This window comes from Nostoc sp. JL23, assembly GCF_017115065.1.
GTDB lineage: Bacteria > Cyanobacteriota > Cyanobacteriia > Cyanobacteriales > Nostocaceae > Nostoc > Nostoc punctiforme_A.
Genome location: NZ_JABXKN010000036.1, coordinates 166,852 through 193,310, shown reverse-complemented (window position 1 = coordinate 193,310; position 26,459 = coordinate 166,852). Strand labels below are relative to the sequence as shown.

The 26,459-nt window shown below is 41.1% G+C and carries 21 protein-coding genes; 14 read left to right on the top strand and 7 right to left on the bottom strand.

Translation table 11 applies throughout. The features are described from left to right. Positions 1 to 719 precede the first annotated feature (719 nt). A complete protein-coding gene (locus HWQ42_RS07185) occupies positions 720 to 1,589 on the top strand; it encodes a WGxxGxxG-CTERM domain-containing protein (protein WP_292810552.1) in 870 nt (289 codons plus the stop codon). A gap of 237 nt (positions 1,590 to 1,826) precedes the next feature. Then, positions 1,827 to 2,774 carry a LysR family transcriptional regulator gene (locus HWQ42_RS07180; protein ID WP_292810550.1) on the top strand — a complete coding sequence of 316 codons (948 nt, stop codon included), beginning with the start codon at positions 1,827 to 1,829 and terminating at the stop codon, positions 2,772 to 2,774. 349 nt (positions 2,775 to 3,123) lie between these two features. On the opposite strand, the gene HWQ42_RS07175 is transcribed toward HWQ42_RS07180, so the two are convergent. The 4 genes from HWQ42_RS07175 to HWQ42_RS07160 all read right to left on the bottom strand — a co-directional run bounded on the left by HWQ42_RS07175 (position 3,124) and on the right by HWQ42_RS07160 (position 11,601). After that, entirely contained in the window at positions 3,124 to 3,603 is a 480-nt protein-coding gene (locus tag HWQ42_RS07175; protein WP_292810548.1) for a hypothetical protein, read from the bottom strand. Between the two features lie 119 nt (positions 3,604 to 3,722). Further along, on the bottom strand, positions 3,723 to 4,625 hold the full coding sequence (locus HWQ42_RS07170; protein ID WP_292810546.1) for a DUF4157 domain-containing protein: 903 nt from the start codon (positions 4,623 to 4,625) through the stop codon (positions 3,723 to 3,725). 377 nt (positions 4,626 to 5,002) lie between these two features. Beyond that, positions 5,003 to 10,405: an ATP-binding sensor histidine kinase gene (locus HWQ42_RS07165; protein ID WP_292810544.1), complete on the bottom strand. Its 5,403-nt coding sequence runs from the start codon at positions 10,403 to 10,405 to the stop codon at positions 5,003 to 5,005. A 398-nt stretch (positions 10,406 to 10,803) separates the two neighbouring features. Continuing rightward, positions 10,804 to 11,601, bottom strand: coding sequence for a peroxiredoxin-like family protein (locus HWQ42_RS07160; RefSeq protein ID WP_292810542.1), 798 nt, complete (start codon positions 11,599 to 11,601; stop codon positions 10,804 to 10,806). Between the two features lie 265 nt (positions 11,602 to 11,866). On the opposite strand from HWQ42_RS07160, the gene HWQ42_RS07155 reads away from it, so the two are divergent. The 10 genes from HWQ42_RS07155 to HWQ42_RS07110 all read left to right on the top strand — a co-directional run bounded on the left by HWQ42_RS07155 (position 11,867) and on the right by HWQ42_RS07110 (position 21,136). After that, positions 11,867 to 12,064, top strand: a complete 198-nt coding sequence (locus HWQ42_RS07155; RefSeq protein WP_292736222.1) for an NblA/ycf18 family protein — start codon at positions 11,867 to 11,869, stop codon at positions 12,062 to 12,064. A gap of 573 nt (positions 12,065 to 12,637) precedes the next feature. Then, positions 12,638 to 13,066, top strand: coding sequence for a hypothetical protein (locus HWQ42_RS07150; protein ID WP_094350800.1), 429 nt, complete (start codon positions 12,638 to 12,640; stop codon positions 13,064 to 13,066). Between the two features lie 570 nt (positions 13,067 to 13,636). Beyond that, positions 13,637 to 14,995: an APC family permease gene (locus tag HWQ42_RS07145; RefSeq protein WP_292810539.1), complete on the top strand. Its 1,359-nt coding sequence runs from the start codon at positions 13,637 to 13,639 to the stop codon at positions 14,993 to 14,995. 100 nt (positions 14,996 to 15,095) lie between these two features. Further along, entirely contained in the window at positions 15,096 to 15,758 is a 663-nt protein-coding gene (locus tag HWQ42_RS07140) for a methyltransferase domain-containing protein (protein WP_292810537.1), read from the top strand. A gap of 244 nt (positions 15,759 to 16,002) precedes the next feature. Continuing rightward, complete coding sequence (locus HWQ42_RS07135) at positions 16,003 to 16,812, top strand: SDR family oxidoreductase (RefSeq protein WP_292810535.1); 810 nt, start codon at positions 16,003 to 16,005, stop codon at positions 16,810 to 16,812. Between the two features lie 62 nt (positions 16,813 to 16,874). Beyond that, positions 16,875 to 18,278 carry a glycoside hydrolase 100 family protein gene (locus HWQ42_RS07130; protein ID WP_292810533.1) on the top strand — a complete coding sequence of 468 codons (1,404 nt, stop codon included), beginning with the start codon at positions 16,875 to 16,877 and terminating at the stop codon, positions 18,276 to 18,278. Between the two features lie 514 nt (positions 18,279 to 18,792). Further along, positions 18,793 to 19,095 (top strand): hypothetical protein, encoded by a 303-nt coding sequence (locus HWQ42_RS07125; RefSeq protein ID WP_292810531.1) that lies wholly within the window; start codon positions 18,793 to 18,795, stop codon positions 19,093 to 19,095. 103 nt (positions 19,096 to 19,198) lie between these two features. Further along, entirely contained in the window at positions 19,199 to 19,666 is a 468-nt protein-coding gene (locus tag HWQ42_RS07120; RefSeq protein ID WP_292736239.1) for a hypothetical protein, read from the top strand. A gap of 340 nt (positions 19,667 to 20,006) precedes the next feature. Continuing rightward, positions 20,007 to 20,366 (top strand): NUDIX domain-containing protein, encoded by a 360-nt coding sequence (locus HWQ42_RS07115; protein ID WP_292810529.1) that lies wholly within the window; start codon positions 20,007 to 20,009, stop codon positions 20,364 to 20,366. Positions 20,367 to 20,494: 128 nt separating this feature from the next. After that, complete coding sequence (locus HWQ42_RS07110; protein WP_292810527.1) at positions 20,495 to 21,136, top strand: DUF938 domain-containing protein; 642 nt, start codon at positions 20,495 to 20,497, stop codon at positions 21,134 to 21,136. A 392-nt stretch (positions 21,137 to 21,528) separates the two neighbouring features. Here HWQ42_RS07110 and HWQ42_RS07105 read toward each other — a convergent pair whose 3' ends face one another. After that, positions 21,529 to 23,793, bottom strand: coding sequence for a glycoside hydrolase family 10 protein (locus HWQ42_RS07105; protein WP_292810524.1), 2,265 nt, complete (start codon positions 23,791 to 23,793; stop codon positions 21,529 to 21,531). Positions 23,794 to 23,998: 205 nt separating this feature from the next. Between HWQ42_RS07105 and HWQ42_RS07100 the strand changes: the two genes are divergently transcribed. Then, on the top strand, positions 23,999 to 24,460 hold the full coding sequence (locus HWQ42_RS07100) for a DUF3592 domain-containing protein (protein WP_292810522.1): 462 nt from the start codon (positions 23,999 to 24,001) through the stop codon (positions 24,458 to 24,460). A gap of 18 nt (positions 24,461 to 24,478) precedes the next feature. Here HWQ42_RS07100 and HWQ42_RS07095 read toward each other — a convergent pair whose 3' ends face one another. Further along, positions 24,479 to 24,742: a Precorrin-3B methylase gene (locus HWQ42_RS07095; RefSeq protein ID WP_292810520.1), complete on the bottom strand. Its 264-nt coding sequence runs from the start codon at positions 24,740 to 24,742 to the stop codon at positions 24,479 to 24,481. Between the two features lie 542 nt (positions 24,743 to 25,284). On the opposite strand from HWQ42_RS07095, the gene HWQ42_RS07090 reads away from it, so the two are divergent. Continuing rightward, entirely contained in the window at positions 25,285 to 25,701 is a 417-nt protein-coding gene (locus HWQ42_RS07090) for a response regulator (protein ID WP_292810518.1), read from the top strand. On the opposite strand, the gene HWQ42_RS07085 is transcribed toward HWQ42_RS07090, so the two are convergent. Beyond that, complete coding sequence (locus HWQ42_RS07085) at positions 25,702 to 26,100, bottom strand: DUF6335 family protein (protein WP_292736254.1); 399 nt, start codon at positions 26,098 to 26,100, stop codon at positions 25,702 to 25,704. Between the last annotated feature and the right edge of the window lie 359 nt (positions 26,101 to 26,459).

Sequence of the window (26,459 nt, the reverse complement as noted above, 5' to 3'; positions counted from 1 at the left end):
CAACCGTTGGCAGGTCGGGCTGCTTATAATCTCTAGTTCCTTTATATCCAAATAACTAAAAGCTAATGTCAACAAAGTAATTATATTTATTGAGGGAAACAATCTTACTTAACTTAGCGATCGCTTGTAGTTTTTAAGTAGGTTGGTGTAAATAATTAAAAGTTTGTAGTAGACCCTTTCTATTGGAAAAGCAAGCTACGCCTCACGTCTTCAAGAGGTTCATTTAATTACAAGCTCTAAAAGGTTGCATTTTTTCACACTCATAGACGAAAATGCCAAATTAATTCCTGCGATATAAATGGTTTTACTCTTATGGTAGAAGTCAGACGAAAAACTAGCAGCTATGCTGTGTAGCAGTTACAAAATAATTCACAATAAGTAATTAAAAATCGGATAGAAGTGAATATAATATTTTATTTTAATAATAAATATTGTTATTCATTATCTAGCTAGTGTGAAAAAGCAATTTTATCGTGGTTTTCTAATCCTAAATTAGTAATTACTGATTGTGAATTGTTTTGCTATATCTGACCAATAGTAAGTTCCAATAGTAAGTTGCTGTGAGATATTCAAATGCTTTCAACTTTTCCAAAAAAGCTAGGCGAAAGACTCCTCAACTCTTGTAAACATTTACTTATCTAGCAGTGGATTGAGTAGACAATATCGGTTTTAAAATCAATCACCCACAGAAATCTAAGAACATAACAGGAACCATAAGTATGAAGCCTTTGAATTTATCTAAAGCTGTTTTAGCTACTGTCTTTGCAATCAGTTTCGCTTCTGTGTCCTTACCTCCTTCAGTCTTTGCCCAGAGTGGAGGCTCCGGCAGTGGAGGCTCCGGCAGTGGTGGCTCCGGCAGTGGTGGCGCCAGTGGAGGCTCTAGCTCAGGTACTGGAACTACAGGTAGTGGTACAGGTGCTGGAACTACAGGTACTGGAACTACAGGTACTGGCAGTGGCACAACGGGTAGTGGAACAACGGGCACTGGAACTACAGGTACTGGCACAACGGGTAGTGGTCTAGGTACTGGTACAGGTACAGGCAGTGGCACAACGGGCACTGGAACTACAGGTACAGGCAGTGGCACAACGGGTAGTGGTCTAGGTACTGGCACTGGTACAGGCAGTGGCACAACGGGCACTGGAACTACAGGTACAGGCAGTGGCACAACGGGTAGTGGTCTAGGTACTGGCACTGGTACAGGCAGTGGCACAACGGGCACTGGAACTACAGGCGCTGGAACCACAGGCAGTGGTACAACGGGCAGTGGAACTACAGGTACTGGAACAACAGGCTCGGATGCCACAGGTACTGGTACAACAGGCACTGATACCACAGGTACTGGAACTACAGGCACTGGTACTGGAACTACAGGCACTGGCACTGATACCACAGGTACTGGCACTGATGCCACAGGTACTAACAGAAATACAGGTGTCGTAGCCTCCGAAAGAACTAGCGATCGCGGTTTCAATTTCGGTTGGCTAGGTTTGCTTGGTCTAGCTGGTTTAGCAGGACTGGCTCGTAATCGGGAAAAAGTGCGGGCTTATAGAGATCCCGATGAAGTAAAAGGTTCTGGCTCCAGATAGATATTCACTACACTTACTTTAGGAGGGTATAGCCTTTGTTTGTGCCCTCTGCACTTCTTACAAATTTGACACAATCGCAGCCGTATCCGCAAGTGTACGGCTATTTGCTTGAGGTTCTGTAAAACCTTGTCTTAGGAATCGCTATTTAACAATTCAAAAGTAACAAACTCTACTAAATTGTGGATAAAAATCCGTTAACTTAATAAAACTGATAAATGTAATTCAGGCTACATAAAAATGCGCCTAGAGCAGTTGCAAGCCTTTCTAGCGATCGCCCAAACCGGCAGCTTTCAACAAGCAGCGCGAACATCCGGTGTTACCCAATCGACGATTAGTCGCCAAATTCAAGCATTAGAAGCAGATTTGGGGATAGAACTGTTTCACAGAAGCACTCATGCCAAACTGACGCTAGGAGGTGAACGTTTGTTACCCCGCGTCCGCAAAATTTGTCAAGAGTGGCAGACTGCTACAGAAGAATTAGCCGATTTAATTGCCGGAAAGCAACCAGAACTTTGCATTGCCGTGATTCACTCCCTATGTGGATCTTACTTACCACCAGTGTTGCAAAAATTTTGTCATGATTATCCAGAAGTGCAATTGCGAGTGACTTCATTAGGAAGCGATCGCGCTCTCAAAGTCCTCAAAGATGGATTGGTGGATTTAGCAATTGTGATGAATAATCGCTTCTTAACCACTAGTAGAGAAATGGTGGTAGAAGTGCTTTATGATGAACCTATAGAAGTTTTAACCGCAGCGAATCATCCCCTGGCACAATATGAATTCATCCCTTGGTCGGAGCTAATTCGTTATCCCCAAGTGGTTTTTAAAGATGGTTATGGGATGCAGCGCTTAATACAAGATAGATTTGAGCGTATGGAAGCGAAACTCCAGGCGGCTTTAGAAGTAAATACCTTAGATGCCTTTCGGGGAGTCGTGCGCCAAGGAGAACTGATAGCTTTGCTACCTCAATCAGCATTACTAGAAGCTCGTCTTGACCCTACCCTGGCGATTCGTTCCTTGGCCAGTAACAATACTAGTGGTTTAGCAGATGGTTCGAGTTTGATTCGTCGGGTCGTTATGGTGACAACTCAAGACCGTCTGCAAATTCCTCCCATCAAACACTTTTGGCAACTAGTGCGAGAAAATATTCCACTGCAAATTAACCAGCAGCGATCGGCTTCTTAAGCGTTATTAGTCATTATTCAAGAGTCTTTAATTTCTGATGGGACTTTTGCAAGATAATTAATAGTTTATATCAATACCTTCGCCAATTTACGAGGGTGAGTTGATGACGCTTTCACTATTAACTCGCTATTCTCTGAGGTTTGGCAAAAACAATAAGTTCTAAAATTCCTTTAAGGTTGACCACAAGGTTTTTTTTTACGTATTGACCGCAGTATAAGGGTTTGAAATGACAAACTATCTTTTAAACGAAACGCTTATCTATGGGTAATTTTGCCAGTTTTGCCAAAATTTTTCTAGGCTCTTATTTTGGCAAAGCTATTGTTATATAAAACTAACTATGCCGTGGTTCTTAGCCAGCCCTGAGTCTTGTTGGGATAAACTCATGCTCTATGATCTTGTTATTCTCGCACGTTAGTCGCTGCACACCAGTTAGCCACTGTTGCGACCCCTGTAACCCGATTTTGAACTTAACTGTGCGGGATTTATACTCTTGTGTGATTGTGATCTGCGGCGGATCAAGAAATCTTGCGGTGAGCGACTTACCTGGATCTATAATCATGCCCTGAGTTGCGAGTGCATAGCTACGGAAAGTATTAGAATTTGGCCTGTTTGCGTACTGATCCAGCGATTCTATTTCTGTAGTTCTATTGCCACCGTTGTCTGTCGTGATCTTTGTTATTTCCTCAAAATATTCCAATGGTGGCGGTGTCAAAAGGCGTAATCTTTTCTGCGATTTGTTGTACCATCTGATATTTATATATAAATTATGCCCAAATTGCCTGTCCGTTATGATATCGCTAGGCTGCATCGTCAAGATATCTAACTCCATGTATTTTTTCCAGTCCTCCCCGTTCACCTCTATTTGTTCTATTTGCTCGCCACCGTTATCTATATCGCCACTGTCTTTGGAAAAGAATTTTTTAACCTTTTTAAAAGGGTTACGCTGGATTAGTGGTTGATACCCAGAAGGGCTTTGGCTTGGATTTTGTTTTTTTTTATCCCCTGGTCAGGAAGCAATTTACGCCCAAGCGCACTACCATTTTGTTGGACAACGTGAGTTAACTCATGGGCAAGTAATTCTTTTCCTCCATGACTCTCTGGAGCATATTCTCCTTGACGAAAGAATATATCCTGTCCTGTAGTGAAGGCACGAGCTTGGATAGATTGGTTGAGTTGGTCAGAGCGGCTATCTGTGTGGATTTTGACATTGCTAAAGTCAGTCCCAAAAGCTTGCTCCATTGGTTGGCGGATATCGTCTGAGAGTGGCTGTCCACTTCCCCGTTGTTGTTGGATTGAAGTTTCCAAGTCAGATGTGGCTGCAACCCCACCACCCTGACGTTGTAGTGAAATATTGGTATCTGCCAGAGATTTCATTTGTAATTCTTCTTCTTCCTCTGGTAGTGCTTCCCGTTGCAGCGGAATATTGGTATCCGCCAGAGATTTCATTTGTAATTCTTCTTCTTCCTCTGGTAATGCTTCCCGTTGTAGTGAAATATTGGTATCTGCCAGAGATTTCATTTGTAATTCTTCTTCTTCCTCTGGCAATGCTTCCCGTTGCACAGACTGTTTACTTACAGGCTCGCTCATCGTCTGCATCACTTGCTGTGCTACTCTATCAGCTTCCTGCTCGTAAATATCTCCTGGCTGGTTAACCGTGAGTTTTGTTTGTGGACGCAGTGACATTCGACTGATGTCGTACATTAAAGGTAAATTTCGCGATCGCACCTCATTTGTTGCTTGTGATGAAGCACCAGAGGACTCTGAACCAAAACCACGTGTTGGTTGTTTGAGTGCAGGTATTGAGAAGGAAGCAGTGGTAGCTTTTTTGGGCTGGCCTATGCGTTCTCTCATTTTTTCTCCTGAGCCTAAGCAGTAGGTGGATAAATATTTTGCTATTACTAACATCTAGAGTACAGCGATCGCACTCATCAAGCAATTCACCCTACACCGTAGCCTTAAAAAGGGGAGCCAGCGCGGTCTTCTCCCAAAGGGAGAGGCTAGCGCCAAGGGGTCTCCCCAAGTGGAGCGACTGGCATGGGTTAGGGGGGATCTAAAAGTGCCTAAGGTAACAGCTAAACACTTTTCAAACACCCTCTAAACTAATTCTTGCTATTAGAGGTTATTTGAAAAGTCTAATTTATTACTTGCCTCGGCAATTGGAAATCGCGGCTACGGAAGCTTAAGATGCGAAGGCAGGTTAAAAACTCTTAGGGGACTTCCGCGACACCTTAAAATACTGGAATCTCAATGACAAATTCTGTTCCTTCACCAAGTACAGAATTGCAAATCAAACTTCCATCATGGGTTTCCTCAACAATTTGACGAGCGATGGCTAATCCTAATCCTGTTCCTTTGCCAACCTCTTTGGTTGTAAACAAGCGATCGAAGATCCGCGTTCTAATCTCCTCTGCCATCCCCTGACCGTTATCTTTCATCCGAATTATTACTGTTTGTTCGTCACTAGATACTTCAGTTTGAATCAGTATTTGCTGATGATCGGTTTGCACTTCGGCAAAAGAACGCCCCTCAATGGATGCATCTAAGGCATCAATTGCATTTGCGAGGATATTCATAAATACTTGATTTAGCTGTCCTAAAAAGCACTTAACAGGTGGTAATTTTCCATATTCGGTGATGACTTCAATTGCTGGACGTTTTTCATTAGCTTTGAGGCGATACTTCAAAATTAACAAGGTACTCTCAATTCCTTCATGGAGGTTACAAGCAACTTTTTCGGCTGTATCGGCTCTGGAGAAGGTGCGAAGACTGGTACTAATATCTTTAATCTTTTGGGAAGCAACCTTCATCGAACTTACTAGCTTTGGTAAATCTTCAATCAAGAATTCTAGGTCAATTTCTTCGCCATGCTCAATGACTCCGATCGCAGGAGTGGGATGATGTTGTTTAAATACTTGGATATGGGCGAGTAAGTCTTGAGTATACTCTTCGGCATTGTGGAGGCTACCTTCAAGAAATCCAATGGGATTATTAATTTCATGTGCCACACCTGCAACCAAATTGCCCAAGGTTGCCATTTTTTCGTTTTGCACCATTTGTAGTTGGGCTTGCTCAAGTTCTTGTAGCGATCGCTCTAGTTGATGAGCATAATTCTGGTATCCTTGATAAAGGCGGGCATTTTCTAGAGAGATGGCGGCTTGAGCGCATAGCAGTTGGATAACTTCGGTGCGATCGCGAGTAAATGCAGCAATTGTCAGTGGATTTTCTAGATATAGTAGCCCGATGATTTTCCCCTGGTTTAATATTGGCGTACACAAGACACTCTTAGGTTGTTGCTGCATGAAATATGGGTCGGCGATAAAATCAGTTTGTGCTGTTGCATTATCCAAAACAACAGTTTTTAAGCTGCGTTTGACAAAGTTAACGAGTGTAATGGGAATATCTTCGCTGGTTGACAATGGTACAGATAGTAGGGTGACTCCTTCATTAATAGTGGCTACAGCTTCAATCACTAAGTTATCCTCTTGGAGTACAAGTAATGCAGCTTTTTGTGCCCCGGCATTTTGCATCACCACTTGCAAAAGTTTAGTCAGTAATTGCTCTAATTGAATTTCACTGGAGAGAGCTTGTGAGGCTTTCAATATCGTGGACAAATCGAGGGATTCAGAAATACTGCTACTAGAAAGTTTTGTCTGGATGGTTTGATTTGGGAATGATGATATATCGACAGTTGAACTTAGTTTAAAGTTATTAAGTTGCCCTTGTAAGATGGGAATAAGCAGTTGAGGATAGCATTTTTCTAAGTCTTCAGTTTTAGCTTTAGCGCCCCAACGAGCATAGCAGTAATAAGCTTCTTGCATATAAACTTGGGCGATTTTTTCTTTGTCCCAGTCGAGGTAAAACTTGGCCGCTAGCTCATTACTCAAGGCTTCTTCTTGGATATATGCATTTTCTTTAGCTAGAGTTATGGCGCGATCGTACAGTTCCATTGCTTTGTTTTTTTGCAGCAAAATTCGCTGCCGTTCTGCTTCGACTAAATAAAATTTGTGTTGATGATTCATTGGGGCATGATGTGCCCATTTTTTCAGCTTTTTCTGATGAGATGTGACTTGTTTAAGAATTTGTTTTTGCTGGTTAGCCGTTGCTGTTGGATAGAGAATTAGTTGGGTTAGCGCCTGATAAAAATAAACTATTGGTACAACTGCTGCCGATGTTACCCCATCTAAATAAGTTATTGCTTGAATTGCTGCCTCAGATGCTCTGGTATAATTTTCAAATAGGTAGCAAAGTATCAGTTCATTAGCATAGCTAAAGCACAATCCAGTGCGATCGCCTGCTTGTTCTTGTAATTGGCGAATAGTTTGGGCATCATAAACAGCACCCGATAAGTAACTGGGATTAGTAGATCCCAACAAATTCAAGATGGCTTGGCGAAATGAATTAATATATGTCTGGGGCTTGTCTTGTCTAAAATGGCTGTAAACTTCAGCATAGTCACCCATCTGTTTTTCTAACTCAACCAATTCCTGCCCCATAAAGTATCCATGAAAGCTACAGCTATAGCTAGCCCAAGCTGCATATTCAATATCTCCAGTTTCTAAACCCACTTGATAGGCTTCGATTAACGGTGCAATTGTGTTTTTAAGGGGTTGATGCCAGTGATTGATAAATGTTTGAACAATGAAGAAAGTTCTAGTTTTGAATTCCTTGCTATGAAATTTTTCGAGAACTTGTAATGCTAATTGACCAAATTTATAACCTGTCTCAATATTTCCCAGAATGCCACACTCTATCAATCCATACCAGGCATAACCAAATGCAGATGCGGCAGCATTGCCGTACTGCATCGATAAATTGACTTCGCTCAAGATTATTGGTGGCAGTAAATCTGGACGAGCAATATAAGCTGTTGAATTCGTACTAGCCAAAATTCGGATTGCTGCTAGTTGTTTGTCCCCCGCCATATTAGGTAAATCAATCAAACTTAAAGGAGATTTACCTACAAATCGTAATTTAGTTTGGGCTAGATTGAGTAATGTTTGTATTTTATTCGCTTGAGCAGATAGTTTAATGCCTAAAGAATTTAGCAGTGCGATCGCAGTCCGAATCGAATCATCAAAACGACTCTGAGCTAAATAAGATTGGATTTGAATTTCAATGGATTTTACCCGATCTATTAAGACGTTAGCATGTTGTTGCACTTGCTCAACAAACTCTTCTACTTGGTCAAACTGACCCATAAGATAGGCTGCCGAAGCACCTTCTTCATACAATGCTAATGTGAGTGAATACTGTTGTTGCCAGCTATCGGTTCTTAAGAGTTGAATACCGCAACTGATATATTCTATTGCATTCGTATAAGCAGTGGATAGTTTAGCTTTTTGTCCAGCCAGCAAATTTAACTCTGCCAATTGATCTCGCTCAGACTGTTGAGTGATTAGCTTTACACCAATATTTAACTGATTAACAATCTCAAAAATTCTCTCCTCCTGCTTTTTAATCGGGATTTTGCTTAATAGCAGTTGGCCAATTTGCAGATGGATGGATTGCTTTTTTGACTCTGGGATCAACGCATAAGCTGCTTGTTGAATGCGATCGTGTAAAAATTTATAGTTTACAGTTAGCGAACTTTGGATTAAATCTTGTGTTTCCCGCCCAACATAAAATTTATAAACTTCACTTTGGGGCAAAATTAATCCCTCTTGTAATCCTTTCCAAAGAGATGTTGCGGTTTCGGTTTCAGAATCTTCACAAACAATTGCCAATGTCGCCAAATCAAATTGATTACCAATACAAGCTGCTAATTTCAAAACATTCTGCGTTGATTCTGGTAATTTCCGCAACTGCAACACCATAAAATCAACCACATCATCTGTTAGGGCTAACGCCTTCATCTGGGCAATATCACACTGCCAGCTACCGCTATTTACATCAAATTTAATTAGCTGGTCTTGATGGAGGGCTTTGAAAAATTGCGTACTAAAAAATGGATTGCCCTGAGTTTTCTGATATATTAATTGGGTTAATATTTTTGTAGTTTCTAACGAACAGCTTAGAGTATCGGCAACCAGTTGATTTAAACTGGCTTCACTCAGCGGTGCTAATGTAATTTTGTTAATAGTAGCATTAGCTTTGGCAATTTCATCTAATGTCAACATTAATGGATGGGCAGCAGAAACTTCATTATCCCGATAAGCTCCAATTAATAATAAATATCCTGAGTTTGACTCATTCATTAGTAGCTGGATCAACTTCATCGATGCAGAATCTGCCCACTGTATGTCATCTAAAAAAATGACTAGGGGATGTTCTTTAGTAGTGAATACTTGAATAAATCTTTGTAATAACAAATTAAACCGATTCTGGGCTGCATTTGCTGAAAGTTCCGTTGCAGTTGGTTGTTGACCAATAATTTGTTCTAGTTCGGGAATTACCTCAAGAATGACTTGCCCCTGATCCCCCAGCACTTGTAAAATTTTATTTTTCCAAGTTGACAAATGGACATCGCTTTCACTTAGCAATTGCCTCATTAAATCTCGAAACGCCTGCACAAAAGCAAAGAAGGGAATATTCCGATTAAATTGGTCAAATTTGCCTTTAATGAAGTAGCCCCGCTGCTGGACAATGGGTTTGTGAACTTCGTTAACAACTGCTGTTTTACCAATACCAGAAAAACCAGCCACCAGCATTAATTCTGTCTGATTGTTGGTAACGCGGTCAAAAGCTTTGAGCAGAGTTTCAACTTCATGCTCACGACCATAGAGTTTTTCTGGGATAATAAAGCGATCGCACACATCCCGTTGAGCAATTGGGAAAGTCGCAATTTTACCCGTTGACTTCAGTTGAGCTAAACAATTTTCTAAATCATATTTTAGCCCGAATGCACTCTGATAGCGGTCTTCAGCATTTTTAGCCATCAGTCTCATCACGATGTCACACAGAACTTGAGGTATCTGTCCCCCTAAAATTGGTGGAAGTTTGGCAATGTGACAATGTACCAATTCCATCGGATCGTGCGATTGAAATGGTAATTCCCCTGTTAGTAATTCGTAAAAAGTTACACCTAAAGAATAAAAATCAGTACGGTAATCAATTCCCCGATTCATCCGTCCCGTTTGCTCTGGAGACAAATAGCCGAGTGTTCCTTCTAACACATTCTGACTCATCAGGATTTGAGTTTCCCGTGGCAGCAGAGATGCAATACTAAAGTCAATTAACTTAACTTGTTTAGTTTCTGGATTAATTAAAACATTGGCGGGTTTAATATCTTTGTGAATAATCCGATGAGAAATTAGAATATCTAATGCATTACACAGAGCGATCGCTAAAAGTAAAAACTCTTGTAAAGACACCATATCTAGCGTCTGGTAAGAAGCAAAATAATCTTTGAGAGAAATCCCACCAAAATCTTCCATTACCAACGCATAACCATTTTGATACGCCTCCAGACTGTAAGTTTGGACGATCGCAGATGAGTTAAGATTTTTGGCAATTGTGTACTGATTGCGAAACTGCAACAGTTCGCTGAAACTAGGATATGAATTTTTTAGCAGTTTAATCACGACAGGTAATGAGTCAGTTTCTCGATACCCCTGATAAACTATGGTTCTAGAACCATTGTAGATTTCCTTAGTTATGTAGTATCTGGGAATACTGACAAAAGTGCTGACCATACTGCTGAACCCTGGTGATTTCTCAATTTATTGTTCCCAAATCAGTAACGCCAGTTCATGTGTGTCTTTTGAGATAAATCACAGGTGCGAATCATAGCAGTGGATGGAACTAGACATCTTGCAAAAGTTACTATTGCAAGATGTCGGGAAAAGGTAAAGCTTACTGGGTTTGGGGAAATTACATCCCTTTCCCCTTTACCCCTTACCCGAATGGCACTAAGAAAAGATACAACCCTTGCTCTGACTGGAACAAGCCTCTAGGCAGGGAACCCATTCTGGAAGGGCTGCCGCCTCCAGTAGCTTGACAAGAAACGGAGCGTCTCCGGCTCCGCTCCTGAATTCTGGATTCTTCTTCAAACTTTTGTTGTGTTAGATATTATTGAAATAGCAATTAGCAATTAATGAGTTGAAGTAAAACTATCCGTTTCGATTAAGGATAAGAATGATAAAGGCTTACTCATATTAGCAGCAAAGCCCAGAATTCCTGGATCTCGATGTTCGTAAAGTAACTGCCCTTTGGCATCAAACAGAAAAGTTCCACCACGCTGAGTTAAGTAGGCAGAATTAGGTACATAAGTATTCCAATTGCTGAGAACTTCCACCATATTTCGTAGCCGTAGAGTAGCTAATTCAAAGGGACGTTGAAACCCACTTCCGCCAGCTAATTGGAAAAACGAGCCTTGAAAAGCAGGTAAAGGAGTACCTTGAATAATTTCATCATCTTCAATGAGTTGAGGGGCTTGACGATCGCCCCTGTATCCCCGAAAAACTTCTCTTAGCGTTCCAGGACTTCCAAACCCTGCACACATTAACACTAGATTTAGCCAAGCTTTCTGAGCAGGGGAAAGTCCAGCCAGAGGTAGATTGAGACCTGAATAAAGTTTGAGTTGGTGATGTAGTTCTCCATTAGGTTCAACAAATAAATTTTCAGGTGGAAATCCTGTATATTCACAGAATCTTGTTCCAGAGGCGCGATTACCAATTCCCACAGCACGAATAGCGAGTTTTTCATCTGACAATTTTTTAGCTTCGCGCTGTAACCACCACGCATATTCGAGACTATCAAAATCCCCAAGTTGGGGCCAGACTAAAATAAGGATATATGAGGCAGTCTCGCAATTTTCTAGTAGGGGTCGGGTCATGCCATCACTAACACGCTGAAGTCTGGTCTGATTAAGGATAGTGTAAGGATTCATGACAAATGATTACTCGGATATTTAGGGTATCAGTGACACAGAATGTCCTAAAGCATTAATATGCCATCATCTCAGTTTTGTAAATATTTTGTTATACTAGTTAACAGAAGTTCATATTTAGGTTTGACACCGCTAAGTAAAGGAATACTCAGTAGGTCGCTTGATGAGTGTATTACTGCTAACGGCAGCTAGATATGAATGCTTCTTCTCAAGATTGCCAACATTGACCCTTTAGTTTTCGCCTAGTTGGGCGATTTACCCTGCGATGAATCAACCCATTACATTATCTTTAGAACAAGAATTTAGCCTTAGAACTTTTGCTGACCAAGTGCAGCAGATGTCCCGCGAACAAGCTCAAGAGTTTTTGCTTATGCTCTATAAGCAGATGATAATTCGGGAAACGACTTACCAAGAATTACTCAAACATCACTGGGAACTTGATTCAGACTCAATGTTGGGCTAAAGCATACAAGCAAATAAATGTTTTGAATTTAGCAGCGACAAAGAAATATTGGTAGAAACGGTGTGTCGCTGGGAGCTTGGGAGAGTGCTGGAATATACTAGTATAAGTCCCTTCGCACTCCAATTGAGCTGATGTCTGCGTAAAAGTGACTTTACAGCAGTTTTCATGTATTTGAACCATACCTGTCGTAGGGGCGCAAGGCGTTCATACGTGTCAACTTAAGCCTTAGCGAATGGAATTGCCTGCGGCACACTGCGTGAACGCGGCTACACAGGCAAAGTCCGCCTCCGCGGACTAAGGTCAAATCAAAGTTTTGAAACCCACGGAGGTGGGTTTTGTTTTTGTAGACGCGGTTTCTAACCGCCCATTTCGCGTCAAGTTGACACCAATGAACGCGTTGAGATGACAAACTTATACTAAAAAAACTCTCAGTTAAAAAAGAGTATCTGCTTCAATTGGCTCTATAGATAGAGAAATATCCTGAGCAAAACTGGTATATTTACAAGTTTTAGTAGTAGCATTTTTTGAATAGAATTAAGAGATTAATCTGGTATTTTTACAAGCCTTGGCAGTATGAATATGGAATTTTTTAACAGGATTCCTTTGATGCCTTTAGTATTACTCTTATTGGCTTACATTCTCCTGGGATGGTATCTCGCTGCTAATCATATTATTTGGTTAGTAGGAGCTTTTGTTGTTGCTATGGTTATAGCTGTAGTACGAAAGAGCTTTTCTTGGTTCGAGCGTTTAGTTGAGTTTGGCTCGAAAACTTTAGTTGTCATCTTATTTTTAAGTATATCAATTGCTTTAGTAGCAACTTGGTCGATATTATTAAGACTCTTTATTATTCCCTTAGCCACTACGCTATTAGCTGATTTGGAAATGCGCTTTTCTGGCTGCAATAAACTGGATTCATTTTGGATTATAACTGTCCTAGCTGTGCTGGGTTTGGTAGTAGGTGAAGTAATAGATATTTTACTTTTTCCCAGTAGCAGATACTAAAGAATTAGGGGTAAAAAGCTGATATTTTATTAATTAACAGCGCACGAATGTGCATCCCTACTTAATTCAAACTATGGAGCGATCGCTGTCTGTAGTACAGCAGGGTGTAAATAAAGCATCGATTTTAAATCAATGAAACGTTTGCGGTATAAAAATTAGCGTAGCGGTACCAGCTTTTTAATCAAAAAAAGCACAATTACTCCTTATAAATCAATCATACTTTAGATGAGTATAAATCTCGCTAGTGGAAGATGTTATACCAATTGAGATTTCCTATTTGCAGAATGTTGTCTAGCAAGAGAATTTAGAGCGATGCTACGGCGGCAAGCTACGCAGGATGCTTAATCTTAAAGTGGCCGGATGAATATAATTTGCAATTTGCTCTATCACTGGTGACTGTCACTTTCTCATCACATTTATTGTTAACCATAGAAGTACAGGTAAAACAGTGACTTAAGGTCTTATTGAATTGTGAGTTCCCAAATCTGGAGTACATAGATGATTCCTCTGTTGAACAAAGACTATAAAACAAAGCCAAAAGTCCCAACTCAACACTAATAAGGAAGTAATGTGAGTAGACGTAAAAACTACAATTTGCTCGATCAAACAACATCAACTGAAGTAGCAACACCTAAACCATCCCTGACATTACCAGACGCAGTGTCTCTAATTGTCGGTATTGTCATCGGAGCGGGGATTTTTGAAACTCCGGCTCTAGTGGCCAGTCAAGCAGGTAGCAATATTGCTGTACTGCTTTTTTGGCTAATGGGTGGTGTGGTATCTCTGGTAGGAGCGCTGTGCTATGCAGAGTTGGCCACTGTCTATCCCGACGTTGGTGGTGTCTACTATTATTTGAAACGTGCGTTCGGGCGGGGAGTCGCCTTTTTATTTGCCTGGGCGCGGATGACAGTGATTCAAACTGGTTCCATTGCTCTATTGGCATTTGTTTTTGGCGATTATGTTTCTCAGATATGGCGGCTAGGCACGTTTTCGTCTTCTATATATGCAGCCATAGCGATCGCACTTTTAACTGCTTTGAACATCGTCGGTTTGCAACAGGGTAAGTGGACACAAAACTTGCTGAGTGCTGCGAAAGTTCTAGGTTTGTTGCTGGTAGTAATTATTGGGCTTACGGCCATTCCTAATTCTGCTGTCCCTGTAGAATCTGCATCATCGGGAACCTGGGGACTAGCGATGGTGTTTGTGTTGCTTTCTTACGGCGGTTGGAATGAAGCGGCTTACATCTCCGCAGAAATTCAAGATGGACGACGTAATATTGTGCGATCGCTAATGTGGAGTATTGGTATTATCACCGCCATTTATCTACTAATCAATCTGGCTTACCTGCGGGGACTAGGATTAGCAAACATGGCACAGTCGGAAGCAGTAGCCGCAGATTTAATGCGCTCTCTTTGGGGCGCACCGGGAGCCTTATTTATTAGTGTATTGATTGCGATCGCTACTTTGGGAGCAACCAACGCCACAATCTTTACTGGAGCGCGTACCAATTACGCACTGGGACAGGATTTTTCGCTATTTGGTTTTATGGGACATTGGAAACAGCGTCCAAGTAGTCCTACCTATGCCTTATTCTTGCAAGCTGCGATCGCCTTAGCACTGATTTTTTTAGGCACGCTTACCCGCAAAGGCTTTGAAACAATGGTGGATTACACCGCCCCGATATTTTGGTTCTTCTTCCTGCTTTCCGGCATATCACTGCTGGTATTGCGCATCCGCGAACCCCACATAGTTCGCCCTTTCCGTGTGCCATTTTATCCTCTCACTCCATTACTGTTTTGCGCCGTCTGCGGTTACTTGCTTTATTCCAGCTTGGCTTATACAGGTGTGGGAGCGATCGCAGGTGTTTTAGTAGTGGCAGCAGGTATTCCCCTATTGTTTTGGAATAACTACCGTCAAGGTAGGACTTAATACAATTTTGGATTGTGCAACCTAAACCGCACACAATAAGCAATTCAAAATTTTCTGACTATCAGTTGTTTTACTAACTACTCAATCAAGGAGAAAATTCATGAACTTCAAAAAAATTCTGTTTTTATTAGTTACAGGCGTTAGTGTTACCAGCTTGGGAATTGCTGGGTGTACGCCACAACAACAAGATTTGGAAGCTGGGGCACAACAACCTTCTACTTTAACAGGCCAGACCGAAACCGAAACACCATCGGCGACAACTCCCACAACTCAAGTACAAGAACGTCCTGGAGATGTTCCTTATGTACCTACACCACAGCCAGTAGTAGATGCAATGTTACAAGTGGCAAAAGTGAATAAAAATGATGTACTTTACGACCTTGGTAGTGGCGATGGAAGAATTGTTAATACTGCGGCACAAAAGTTTGGTACGCGCGGTATCGGCATAGATATTAACCCCGAACGCATTCAAGAAGCTAATGCTAATGCCCAGAAGGCAGGAGTAACCGATCGCGTCAAGTTTGTCCAACAAGACTTGTTCACCACTGATTTTAGTGAAGCAACAGTAGTTACACTTTACTTACTGCCAGAGGTCAATGCTAAACTCCGTCCCAAGCTCTTGAGTGAACTCAAACCTGGGACTCGCATTGTTTCCCACGCCTTCGATATGGGCGATTGGAAACCAGACCAGACGCTGAATGTAGAGGGCAAAACTATTTATTATTGGGTAGTCCCTGAACAAGTGCCAGCGAATTTGCGATAGGGATTAATACCAATTCGTAATTAAGAGGTGTCAGATTCAAGTATAAGTTTCTATCTCTTGAATCTGTAGCCTGATTTTTGAGAATTGTTTTCAGAAATTCAAAATTATCAAATACCTATTTTTTTACTTTAAATTACCTCCAATGAGGGTTGACAATACCAGATTTAGATATACGAAAAATAATCTAAAATCCCAAATTGTTTGACAGGTACAAATTCAAATAAGGGCAGCTTAGGGAGGAAATATGATAGGCTTAAAAGGAAAGAATGCTTTAATTACAGGTGCAACTTCAGGTATCGGTCAGGCGATCGCTATTAGACTCGCTCAAGAAGGGTGCAACATCGCCATCAATTACCGCAAAGACCCTGATGCCGCAGCAGATACAGAAGAGATGGCATTGCAAAAATCCTGCGGAAATATCGAAAATTGTGGTGTGAAGTCGCTACTGCTTCAGGGTGATGTCTCCCAAGAATCAGACATTATTGAGATGGTCAACACCGTAGTAAAGGAATTTGGCAGTTTAGATATTCTAGTTAATAATGCTGGCATTCAAATAGAAAGTCCATCCCACGAAGTTACGACAGCAGACTTTGACCGAGTAATTGCAGTCAATCTCCGGGGTGCTTATCTCTGCGCCCGTGAAACTATTAAACACCTCCTATCTCTAAATCGTTCGGGGGTGATTATTAATATTTCTAGCGTTCACGAAATTATTCCGCGACCGATGTATATCAGTTATTCCATTAGCAAAGGCGGGATGGAAAACCTGACTAAAACCTTAGCTTTGGAATATGCCAACCGAGGTATTCGTGTCAACGCCATTGCCCCCGGAGCAACAATCACACCAATAAATCAAGCCTGGATAGATAACCCTGAAAAAAAGGCGATCGTGGAAAGTCACATCCCAATGAGGCGTGCTGGCTCCTCTGAGGAGATGGCAGCCGCAGTAGCTTTTTTAGCTTCGGATGAAGCCGCCTACATCACCGGACAAACGCTATTTGTAGATGGTGGATTGACTCTATATGCTGACTTCCGAGAATCTTGGTCAGCTTGAGGTTAGGCTGGCATACTTTCCACAATTAAGCCGATATATACCATTAGTGGAATTAAACGCCCATGACTAGTACGATCGATAAGAACAGTCAGATGGAAGCAGAAGCCTGGGAATTATTGGAAGACTCGATAATTTATTACCAGGGAAAACCCATTGGTACTGTAGCCGCCAAAGATGCGGAGGCAGATGCACTCAATTATGACCAGTGCTTCCTCCGCGATTTTGTCCCTTCTGCCTTAGTGTTTCTCATGCACGGCAAAGCAGAGATTGTGCGTAACTTCTTAGTAGAAACACTGAAATTGCAAAGTCATGAAAAGCAGATAGACTGCTTTGAACCAGGAGCGGGATTAATGCCTGCCAGTTTCAAAGTACACTCTAATGGGAATGAGGAATTTTTGGTCGCTGATTTTGGTGAACTAGCGATCGCTCGTGTTCCCCCGATTGATTCTTGTATGTGGTGGATTCTCTTGCTACGCGCTTATGAAAAAACTACAGGCGATTTGTCACTAGCGCGTCAGCCAGATTTTCAAGCCGGCATCAAACTAATTTTGGATCTTTGCTTAGTACATCGGTTTTCCATGTACCCAACAATGTTAGTTCCCGATGGCGCGTTTATGATTGACCGTCGTATGGGAGTTTACGAACATCCTTTAGAAATTCAGGTGTTATTCTACGCGTCTTTGAGGGCTGCTGGTGAATTGCTGTTACCAGATGGGGATGGCGATGCTTACCTCGGCAAAGTCAATAGGCGATTGGGATCTTTGAAATATCATATCCGCAACTATTATTGGCTTGACCTGAAGCGATTGGGGGAAATCTATCGTTACAAAGATAACGAATTTGGTAAAGAAATTGTTAATAAATTCAACATCAACTCAGAATCAATTCCTAGTTGGTTGACCGAGTGGTTGCCCGAAACTGGAGGATATTTAGCGGGAAATTTGGGGCCGGGACGGATAGATTTTCGCTTTTTTGCTCTGGGAAATTTGATGGCGATCTTAACTTCCTTAGCAAGCGAAAAAGAATCTCAAAGCATTATGAATTTATTCGCCCAACGTTGGCAAGACTTAATCGGCTATATGCCTGTTAAAATTTGCTTTCCCGCAATGGAAGGTTTAGAGTGGAGAATTGTGACAGGATGTGACTCTAAAAACAGGGCTTGGTCTTATCACAACGGCGGTAACTGGCCGGTTTTGCTGTGGTTATTTACTGGTGCGGCACTCAAAGCCGGTCGAACAGAACTTGCTCAAGCAGCGATCGCTATTGCCGAAAGGCGTTTATTTAGAGATAAATTCCCGGAATATTACGATGGCAACAATGGTCGTTTAATTGGCAAAGAAGCCCGAATTTATCAAACTTGGAGCATTGCGGGATTGCTAGCTGCTAAAAAGCTGGTGGAAAATCCAGAATACTTGGAATTAATCAGTTTTGCAGAGGGTCTTGAAGTCCCAGGCTGTAGCATTTAGGTAGATTGTAGAGACGGCGATTCATCGCGTCTCTTCCCTGAACCCAACAGTATTGAGTAGTCAATACCTCGCAAAGTTTTACTCCAAAAATGATTTAGTGGTGTAATTATACAGGGTGTTTCTACTAACTAGTACAACTTAGCGTAAATCCAGCTACCATCTCAATTCAGCAGACAATAGGCAGACAAGTTGTTTTGAGCAACTGGTTAGAGCTAGGCAAACTTCCGGCTGTACTAGCTATACTGACGTAACATTACAAGCAGGCAAACTTTTGGTAAGTATAAGTTAGTAAATAGTATATTTGTACCACAACAGTTTTGATTAAAAGGTTGCAGCGATCGCACAGCTTACTTCTCTATGAGAGAGTACACCAAGGAGCGACCCTGCCTCTGAATACCCTTCTCAAATACCCGATAACTGATACACTATATTGTAAGAGGTATCTGAAGTGTCATACTTAGTAATATCACCAGATAGTCTTTGCATAATTAGCACGTTTTAACGTGTATTAACCATGAAAACTACTTCAGATTTAATTCCAGAATTTGAAAAACTATTCAGACAAAAATTACAACTAAATAATTGTAAACTTAGAAAGAAAAGACAAGAGAATAATTATGAAATTATTACTCCAGCTAAAGACATTTTTTTGATGTATTGGTCTGAGTTCCCAGAAGTTAACTTAATATATCAGGCTGTAGGTGTACGCACTCAGCAAACTAGTGTTTATGAACGAGCTATCCGCTCCCACATTAGTTCTAGTTTGAGTAGTATTCAGGAGAATCCTCACTCTGAATCACCATTATTGGTAAAATAGCTGACGCTCAGATAACACAGACAATATTTACCAAGCTCTCGCCAGTTTTGTTATATAACTGACGAGAGTTGATCGCCGAAAATGTGTTGGTCGAGAGATGAAAATGCAATCCGAAAAAAATCAAGATCAGCTAGATTATAAAACCTTGTTAGCCAATGCAAAGCAAGCCTTAAAAGTTGAATATCAAAAATCAGCTGCTTTAGCATCCCAACTGAAAGCCATTAAAACTCAGTTAGAACAAGTTTTGGCTGAAAACAAAACTCTCAGAGAAAGTGCCTATGAAGATGTAGTTAAGCACTTTGAGGCGCGTACTCAAGCAGCAGAAGCACTGGCACTAAAAACAGAAGTACGCCAAAAATTCCTGGAAGCGAATGGTTGTAAGGATGATGAGAGCTTCGATGCTCTATGGGATATTATTAAAAATAAGATTCAAATCCAAGACAGTGAGGTGAGAATCGTTGCTCAAAATGGTACTCCTAAGTTCACGTTAACAGGCAGCATGATGACTTTGAGAGATTTTATTCAATCCCTCAAACAAGATCCAATCTGTGGAAAATTTTTCTTGAGCTAGAGAGCCAAATTCATGAAAGCCTCTGGCTAAAAGCAAACTAAAGATTGTAGTCGAAAGTTATTTATCTTCGTCTCCTGGCGACCGTTCGATTTGACTTTGTTGGGCATTCCACTCCAAAGCAATGCACTCCTAATAGTTCTCAGTTAAGGGGAAAAGGGGAAGGGAAAAGGGAAAGAAAAAACCTTTAACTCTTCCCCTTTTCCATTTTCTCAAAACCCGATTCGGAATCACAAATTCACAAAGCGAGAAGTATTGAATTCACTCCAACATTTCAGATTGCGTACAGTTGTTAATATTGGCGTATATTTTAATCAGTTAATTCAAATTTCAGAGAGATTAAATGATGATACAAGATGATGAAATACTCGACATTGTAGATGAAAATGATTACGTTATTGGGCAGAACAAACGTTCGGAAATATATCGCCAAAGACTATGCAATTTTAGAGTTGTCAATGCTTTTGTTATTAATTCATTAGGTCAACTGTGGATATCTCGTCGTTCTGCACACAAAAGTATCTTTCCCCTTTGTCTTGATGTGAGTATGGGGGGTTATGTTGAAACCGGAGAAACCTATGAAGATGCTCTACAACGTGAACTTAAAGAAGAGTTTAACTTTATGAAATCAAATCAGATTGTAGCCCAGAGTACAATAAAAATTATTTTATTGAAAGTTTTTGGTTATCGCCTGATGATTTAATAAAATGGTTGTATGATGGTGAGTCTGCAAAAAGTGACTTGTTCAAACTTGTGCAAATATTTTATCAAGATTAAGTAGAGTTCTTCGTTTGATATTTGTTCACATTAATTATAAATATAACGATCCAGATGACACCACAAGACGCACGAAAATACGCACCAGCAACAGAGCGTAACCGCGAACCAATTCTAGAAGTACTTTTACAAGTGTTACCGGAGAGTGGCACTATTTTAGAAATAGCAAGTGGTACTGGTGAACACGCAGTCTTTTTTGCATCCAGGCTCAGAGATTATCTGTGGCTGCCAACCGATGTAAATCCACAATCAAGAGCCAGCATTATTTCATGGACTGAACACAATGTATGTGATAACGTTTATGCACCGCTTGAACTAGATGCAAAAGAACCAGTTTGGGCTGTGGAAAATGGTGGATTTGATGGGCTGAATACGAAGCCAATTGTCGCCATTGTCAACATTAATATGATTCACATTTCACCTTGGTCAGCCTGTCTGGGGTTGATGGCAGGGGCAGGTCGTATCCTAAAAGCAGGAGGTATCCTCTATTTGTATGGTCCTTTCAAACAAGGTGGAGAACATACATCTGCGAGTAATGCAGCTTTTGACGAATATTTACGCACTGAAAACCCAGAGTGGGGTGTGCGTAACTTGGATGATGTTGTAGCAGTAGCTAGGGAACAAAATCTGATCTTGCAACAGATTTACCAAATGCCAGCAAATAATCTTTCAGTAGTATTTCAACGTTCTACCTAGTGATTGACTTTTATTGGGCTAAAAGCCTTTACGTTTGGGTTAAGGGTTATTGGTGTCAATAATTGGTCTTTCAAGACGCGATAAATCGCGTCTCTACATCAGGGTTTGACCATTGTTTGCGTAAATTTTGGGTTAACTATAGCGCAATACGGTTCAGTTAAGGCTAAAACTCTTTATCAAAGTCAAATGTTTAACGAACCGCAGAGGCGCAGAGGAAACAGAGAGAAGAGAAAAAAATGCTTAACCCAAGCGTATTGAACTATAGCGCTTCTCGAATGGAAGCAATACATTTTGACCTCTCTCCAAACCTCTATCCTAAAATTAGGTCTGTATTTCACACAATTGAGAACCGCTATAAACGCTATCTGAGTAAGCAAGTCTTTACTTTCTTCTTACCGCCGACTGCGAAAACCCTGTTTACCATTAACTTGGTCAAAGAGTACATCGTATTTATCAAACAAGGCGATTCCAGGATTTACAAATATAGTCAGTTCTGTTTGTGGCGAGATACTCAAATTCCAGCGATTAAATCCGTCACGGGTTCCTGGTGTCAAACTGTAATCAAAAATGCCATTAATTCCTACTTTCACAGCATTTGCTGATCCTAATACTCCGGGTTTGAGTTTACCTGCTGTAGAAGCTGACTTGAATTCAGTCAAACCATTAATAGTTCCAGTATCAGCGATCGCTCTGCTATTACACAAATTTTTTGCAGAACTCCCAGCAAGAGTTAAACAAACTTTACTTAGTCGAGAGTCCCATCTTTTACCAGGTACACCATTAATTTCGGGTTGTTGACTCCAAGAAGCCATTTTGAAACCTGCTTGATTCTCGGCAGTTAAACCGAGAATTAGGCTGCCATTTTTGTTACTACCACCATTACCAACGACAATAAATCCGTTACTCAGATTTCCTGATAATTTTCTCAACGGGTTATAGGGAAGTGATTTTTCAAAATAGTTAACACCGACAATTCCCGAAAATGGTACACCATTATTTGCTGAACATTTAGGTTTTTGGGCAGTACATTGGCGACTAGTAACAATCTGTACAGGAACAGGTTCGGCGGTGGGAATCAAACCAAATCGGACATTAGTGTAAACTAATTCTCCTTGCAGGATAGTACCATCACTTAATACCTCCTTGATATTTTGACCTGTTCTTTGGATCGGAGAATTACCTAAAAACTCTTTGGGAACTCTTAGCCCTGCTGACCCTGTATCTAATAAAATACGTTTTGGTTGACCATTTGCGATCGCAACTTCCAAAAAATAACCGCGAACACGTTGCCCAACAGAAGGTTTTGGATATAAAGGTAAGCTTACGGTGTTAAAAGTTGACTTGCGGGGTGTATTTTGCGAGATATCGCGCAACGCGGAATTTGGGAAAAGAGCCGCAAATGCCGACTGGCGTTGCGCTGCTGGTTCAGGGGCAATATCCCAAAGGCTTTCGTAGTAGAAAAAGCCGATACCTAAACCGCGTTGTTGGGCTGCTTCTACCTGGGATTTGATTTGTGGGATGGCAACTGGGCGATTTCGTAACCCCGCCATAATCCCGATACCAGTTGGGATGATTTGTTGGGTTTCTAAAATTTCTGGGCGGGTAATTTGAGCGATAAAACTTTCCAAATCATTACGGTACACCTGCATCACCAACTCATCGACAATACCCAACCGTACCCAGTTGAGCCAATCTTGCAGTTGCATTTTATAGGCGAAATTATAGTAATTAGGAGCAACTGAAAAAATGGCATTCGGTTTTCTGGCTTTCACTGTTTGGTAAAGGTCTACCATGAAGGCAGTAATTTTATCTGCCCGCCATTTTATCCATGCTTGGGCTTGGGGGTTGGGTGGTGGAGGATTCCCAGTTTCTTGAGTATATAAATTTATCGTGTACTTATCGTAACCAAAATCCACAGGTAAACTCATGTGGTCGTCAAATTGAACGCCATCAGCATCGTATTTAGCGATAACTTCCACGACAAGTTCCCTGATAAAATTTTGCACTTCCGGGTGAAAGGGATTCAACCACGCTACTTCACCCGCAGCACTAATTGAAGTTTGAGTCCCATCCCCTTTTTGTGTTAACCAATCTGGATGCTGCGATGCAAGTTCCGAAGTTAGAGGAACCATAAAACCAAATTCAAACCAGGGTATTGCTAGTAACCCTTGGCTGCGGGCTTGAGTGATAATGTCTGCAATTACATCTTGTCCATCTACTCCCTTGAAGAAAAAAGGTATCCCCTTTTTTTCCATGATGGCACTAGGGTATTGTGTATAACCATCATTCCAAACTACGGGATAAACGGTATTAAAGTTTAACTGCCGCAGTTGGCTCATGGCTGCTTGCACCTGTGAACGATTTCTGAAAACGCTAAAATCGTTACCACTTAGCCATACTCCCCGAATTTCCTGGCGAGGTTGAGGAGGTAGTTGGGCAACGGTAGGGGCAAAGCTGTTGAGTAGCAATACCAGCAAGAATGATATCAGACATAATAATGGCAGCAGACGTTTTTTCAAAGGCCACGGTGATGTCTCTTGACTCGCTACGTGTAGCTTGCTTAGACCTACTAGTACTCGTCTGTGTACAGGCTTAAATAGTAAGTTAATTAGAGTTGCATTAATTTCTCTGCTTTTTTCCCAAAACTGAGTTGTCATTACTTCTACTTACTAAATGAGGTTAATTAGTTATATTTAATACTATAAAAACGTTAAATTACTCCATCAGAAAACTGATGCAGTAATTTAGCTGCAAGATAGTTGACGCAGTTATAAGGTTAGTAGTGCCAAATAGAAATGTTTCAAATGTAAGCTGTAGTCGAGATGCTGTGATGAAATTTATTGTTGTGCGATCGCCAAACCTATGAATTTCAAACCTCACCAAAACACTTTTGACGAGAAACTAAGCGCAAGTATTGGGCTGGCTATTGGATTGCTGTTCATTGGGGGAGGTTTTTGGGTACGTAACATAATCGCCCACGAAGGTGCAACGCTAAACGAAACACGTGATACGGTGGTAGACAGCATCAGTCGTCGCGATCGCAGCAGTACGAACAACAATGAGCAAAAAGAAACCTATGCGCCAGTTATCGAGTTTCTAGCTAACGGTAAACGCACTCGCTTTACAGGCAATTATGAGTCTTACCGCTCCAGCAAAGGCCAGATGGTGGTGATACGTTACAATCCGAAACAACCCATAAGTACTGCGCGTGTGGTGAATCCGCTGGAAGGTTTAGTACCTTGGGGAATGTTTGGTATGGGTGGGTTAGCTGTGGTTTTCAGCGTGGGCACACTTTTGCCTATACGCTGGTCTTCAGGTGGGTAACTATAGCATTAGATATATTTATGATTTTCGTGCTGACTTTGGCGGCGTTCTATGGGCGCCAAAATATTTCTCACTCCGGTAACGCAACCACACCCGCAACACTTGCGGAATCTGGTCTTTTTGTTCTTTAGTCAGGGTGTTGTAAAGGGCTAAGGCGCGATCGCGTTCGCCCCGACAAGCTGCATTGTTGTGAGCATCCCAATAGCTGCGGGCTACTCGAATCCGCCGACAGACTTCTTTAATCAGTGCGTCTCCCGTAAGTGGAGTGTCTTGCTTGGTCATACTCAAATGCTATAAATTTCTAATGTCATCCTAGCGAGTCAGATTCATCTTGACAATTGCAAATAATCAAATCAAAAATACTGTGTTTTAGAAGCATTCATATCGGAGTGAATACTCATCAGGTTCCCAAGCCTAGCTTTCGTCATCCAAACTGACTCCTGAACTCTGAATTCTGCTGAAAATCGAGATAATTGAAGACTTTCTCCTGACGCTTGAATTTCATTTGTGCGAAGTGGTCTTCCAGTAGGAAAATAGATAAAGCAGTAGTGACCATCAAGCTATATGTTTGAAATTATGGTGTTAAATTATTTCTTGTTAAAAAAGCCTGCTTTGGTATCTCATCAATATTCCAATCGCATCAATCTACTTTTGTAAATCCAAAATTTGCTCTCAAATAAGCTCTAATGGGTGTAAAAGTCATAATAATTCGTAATTGATAATGACGCTTGCGGAGTCGCTAACGTAATTCGTAGTTGTAATCCCTGCTTGCTCTCTACTCTTTTAATTACTAATTACGAATATAGCAAGGAAGGATAAATAAAATGTCATTTATTATGCAAACTTCTGGAACTCTTACTGGTTTAGATATCTTGGTAGTTGAGGATGATGATGATACTCGGTTTTTTATCACTACTGTCTTGGAAATGGATGGAGCAACAGTTATAGCAGTGATATCAGCAGCAGATGCACGTAATGTATTGTCCGAATTGCAACCCGATGTTTTAATTAGTGATATCGGGTTGCCTGGGGAGGATGGCTACACTTTTATCTCCAAATTCCGTGCCCTTAAACCAAATAATGTTGGACGAGTCCCGGCTATTGCTTTAACAGCCTTTGCTGATAGTGAGGCTCGGATTCGGGCTTTAGAAGCTGGCTTTGACACTCATGTATCTAAACCGATTGCTCCAGAAGAACTAGTGGAGATAGTCGCTAATTTGGTTGCTTCGTGTAATTGGTAATTATTCTCCTCGGTCTTGATAATCTTCAGAAGACTTTGGATCTAACTCCCAGCGATCGCCATCACGATCCTCTAAAATATCGTTGGTATGCAGAAACTCAGAATCAGCCATTTCTAGCCCCACTGCTGCTTCTAAGTCCTCAGTTACATTTTGATCAGGAGTGGAAGTACTACCACCAACAGCTTCATCTCCAACTGCATCGGCATCTTGCCAGTAAGCATCAACATCCCCACCAGTCAGTTCAGGACTAGTTTCTGTGTACTCGTCTCTTTCTGCTTTTATTGAGCGTCCGCCAATATTGTATCCTGGCAAGTCTTTCACACCAGTACCGTAGGATTCGGTAATCTCTTGTGGCAAATCATTAGTTTTAATTTTGTCATTATGATTTTTTTCTGCCATGATACTAGCCCTTTTCTGCATTCTCACAATAACGTTTTCCTGTTACAAATTTGTCTAACTAGAGGTGTATAACTTATAAAATAATCTATCCCCTGGGTACGACGCTAAACTAGCGATCGCGCCATAAGATTGTAGCTATGAATTCATGGTCTAATGAACTTGTAGTTGGAAGTTATGAGTTAGAAGTTATTCAACCGAAATGACTCATGAGCGAACTGATAACTCATAGCTATTTTCTGTTTGAAAAAAGAGGGAATCAAAAATAAATAAGTTTTATAAGTTTAGCATTTCAATTTAGGATTAAATTTTCTAATTAACTAAATGCTAAACAATAAAAAATTTAAATAATTTTGAGTTGC